The sequence below is a fragment of the Aporhodopirellula sallentina SM41 genome (genome assembly GCF_000346505.1).
Lineage (GTDB): Bacteria > Planctomycetota > Planctomycetia > Pirellulales > Pirellulaceae > Rhodopirellula > Rhodopirellula sallentina.
In genome coordinates this window covers 1-2,453 of the sequence record NZ_ANOH01000314.1, presented here as the reverse complement: position 1 = coordinate 2,453, position 2,453 = coordinate 1, and the positions used below count along the sequence as shown (strand labels likewise).

The window sequence follows — 2,453 nt, the reverse complement described above, 5'->3', positions numbered from 1 at the left end:
GTCGGTCTCCGAGGACGCTCGACTTGTGCTCACCAACACGGTCGATTTCAAAGGTTCGTGGCAGAGTCCGTTCCCCAAGTCTGACTACCAGATGAACTGGGTACAGAGTGGCAAAACGAAATCCGTATCGGGGATGAGTCAAACAAATGTGTTCAATTTCGTCGAAAATTCGCAGGTTCAGGTCTTGGAACTGCCATACGCCGGGATTCCGCTGTCGATGCTTGTGATTCTCCCACGACCGGATCAGGATTTTGGCCAGTTTCGTACAAAGCTCTCGCTGGGAGCCTTGAATAAGATTCGCGGACAACTGAAACCCACCCGTGTAAGGGTTGAACTGCCGAAGTTCTCGTTTGCGTTCCAGCTTTCTGCTCGCCAGCAACTAGAAACCGCGATGCCTTTGGCTTTCTCCGAGAAGGCAGACTTCAGTGGTATAAGTGAGTCGGGGGACATACATCTCCACGATGTAGTTCACAAGGCTTTCATTGCGGTTGACGAAGACGGCACAGAGGCATCCGCAGCCTCAGCCGTGGTGGCCGGAGTCAAGCAATTGGCCGAAGCGGAGTTTTTGGCTCAACGGCCATTCATCTTTCTATTGGTCGACGACGAGTCGGGAGCGATCTGGTTCGGCGGGCAATTGGTCAATCCATAGCCTTGTCCGGGCAGAATACCTGACGGAATCTTGCCTTCCATCGACAAATTCCCTCGACGCAGTTACGGAGCAAATGCGGATGGCACCCTCGTGTCATCTCCTTCGTCGCCCGCAAGTCATCGAAGCAGCACAGTCGGTGTTTGGAAAGCACTTCAGATTCAAACGCACCCATTGGCGCGACTTAACAGGTCATCGCACTGCGCTGGACGCGAACTCAGGTCGAAATTGCGCCGGTTGGTACCCCCATTGCCCACCTTGACCGAACTGGGGGATCGTGGCATCAATGTTTCAGGCTGGACAAAACGCGAGACCACCGATCTCAGCCAGTGCTCACCGATAGCGGTCGAACAACGAAAGGATGATCATGGCCAGAACGATAATGATACCCGTCGTGCTATTCTTGATGGCAACATTAGGTGGAACGCTTGGCAGGGCTCAAACGGCTTCCTCTCTTAAGGTCGATGGTCCTCCGGCCTTCAATCTGGAAAACGTCTCGCTTGCGAAGGTCATGGGAAATGGGAATACAGTCGGCATTATCAAGGTCGATTTCGCGGTGGAGACAAGAGTTGTGACCGTGCCCGTCACAAAAACACGCACGGAAACGAGAACGCGAATCGAAGAACGTACTGATGGCAGAAAAGTGGAGGTGTCCTATACGGAGGAGATTCCGTACACTGAGTCTGTTGAGCAAGTCAAGGAAGTCGCGGTCCCCAGGGTCGTGCGAGAAGATTTGCCGGTGAATCGAATAGCCGTAACAACTACAAGTGGCGATGTTGTGGCCAAGCCGACGTGGATAAAACGATTGGCTGCGCCAACGCACGTCTTCGTAGTCCATGATCAGGAGAAATGGCGTGAAGACAAATTGGAAAGACTATCCCCATACTACGCGGCTGTCGTTCGCCCCGACACACTTGTGCTACGAGTCTTTATCTCTTTATCGCACCACGTGACGAAACAAAGGATCAGAGTGAAGATCCATTTGGGGTTCCCCGTTCCAGCAGATAGTATTTTTACTCCGTTCATTTCACGCACTTAGCATACCAAAAAAGGTGCTGGCACAAAGAAGCAAGACCGATCTCACGATTGCTCCGGTTCGGCGGACGATTGGCCAATTCCCTAGTCGTGAGTCCCGGATAGTAACCCTCCACTTGCAAATGGGCCCACGCAAGGCCCGGACTTCACCACGACCTTGGCAAAGTCGACGACAAAACCTCAAAACCACAGATCAAGTTGACCGAATACGGAAATGCGGATTGTAATATTCCGTTAATTCCGTGATCTTTCCCAATGCATCAAAACCGACACTAGCTGCCCCGGTTCTCCGAACGGCCCGCTCGCCTTGCGCCGCCTCAGGTGACCTAGCTGGTAACGTCGACGATCGGTCCTGTCGTATCCTCAGCACGCAAATCCCCGTGTGCGATATGTCAGGCAAACGGTTAGTCTGCTTGTGACTCGTGATAGGAATCTCATGCGTACTACTATGAAGCCCGAGGTTGGCAAGTGAGGTGAATGATCTCGTCCGACTAGCCGTGTCATTAGCGTCTGAAGATGCCGAAGAGGCAGCGAGACCGAGGTGGCTCGCAAACCGGCGCGGGGCAACACGGCTCCGGCAGGCAACATTCCATGACCGGCAGACAACAAGGCGCGGGCTCACAAGGAACCAGCATCGGTGGATCGCAGGGCACAACTGGAAGAGGCTGCGGTTCTGGGATAGGCGTGGGCTCGGGAACGACAGGTGGCTGCGGGGTTGGGGTCTCGGGCTCAGGAACCAAGCTGAACTTGGACTGCCCTTGCGTATCCTCTT

General features: G+C 53.9%; 2 protein-coding genes. Both read left to right on the top strand.

What is annotated here, in order from left to right; genetic code table 11:
• A partial coding sequence (locus tag RSSM_RS20765; protein WP_044303167.1) for a serpin family protein occupies positions 1-649 on the top strand: 649 nt, incomplete at its 5' end.
• 364 nt (positions 650-1,013) lie between these two features.
• The gene (locus RSSM_RS20760) at positions 1,014-1,685 is read left to right on the top strand and encodes a hypothetical protein (protein ID WP_144059998.1); all 672 of its coding nucleotides are present in this window, start codon (positions 1,014-1,016) and stop codon (positions 1,683-1,685) included.
• Positions 1,686-2,453: the final 768 nt, after the last annotated feature.

Bases quoted from the DNA above. Each gene is read 5' to 3' on its own strand.
- RSSM_RS20760 (WP_144059998.1), top strand. From the start codon at position 1,014: ATGGCCAGAACGATAATGATACCCGTCGTGCTATTCTTGATGGCAACA.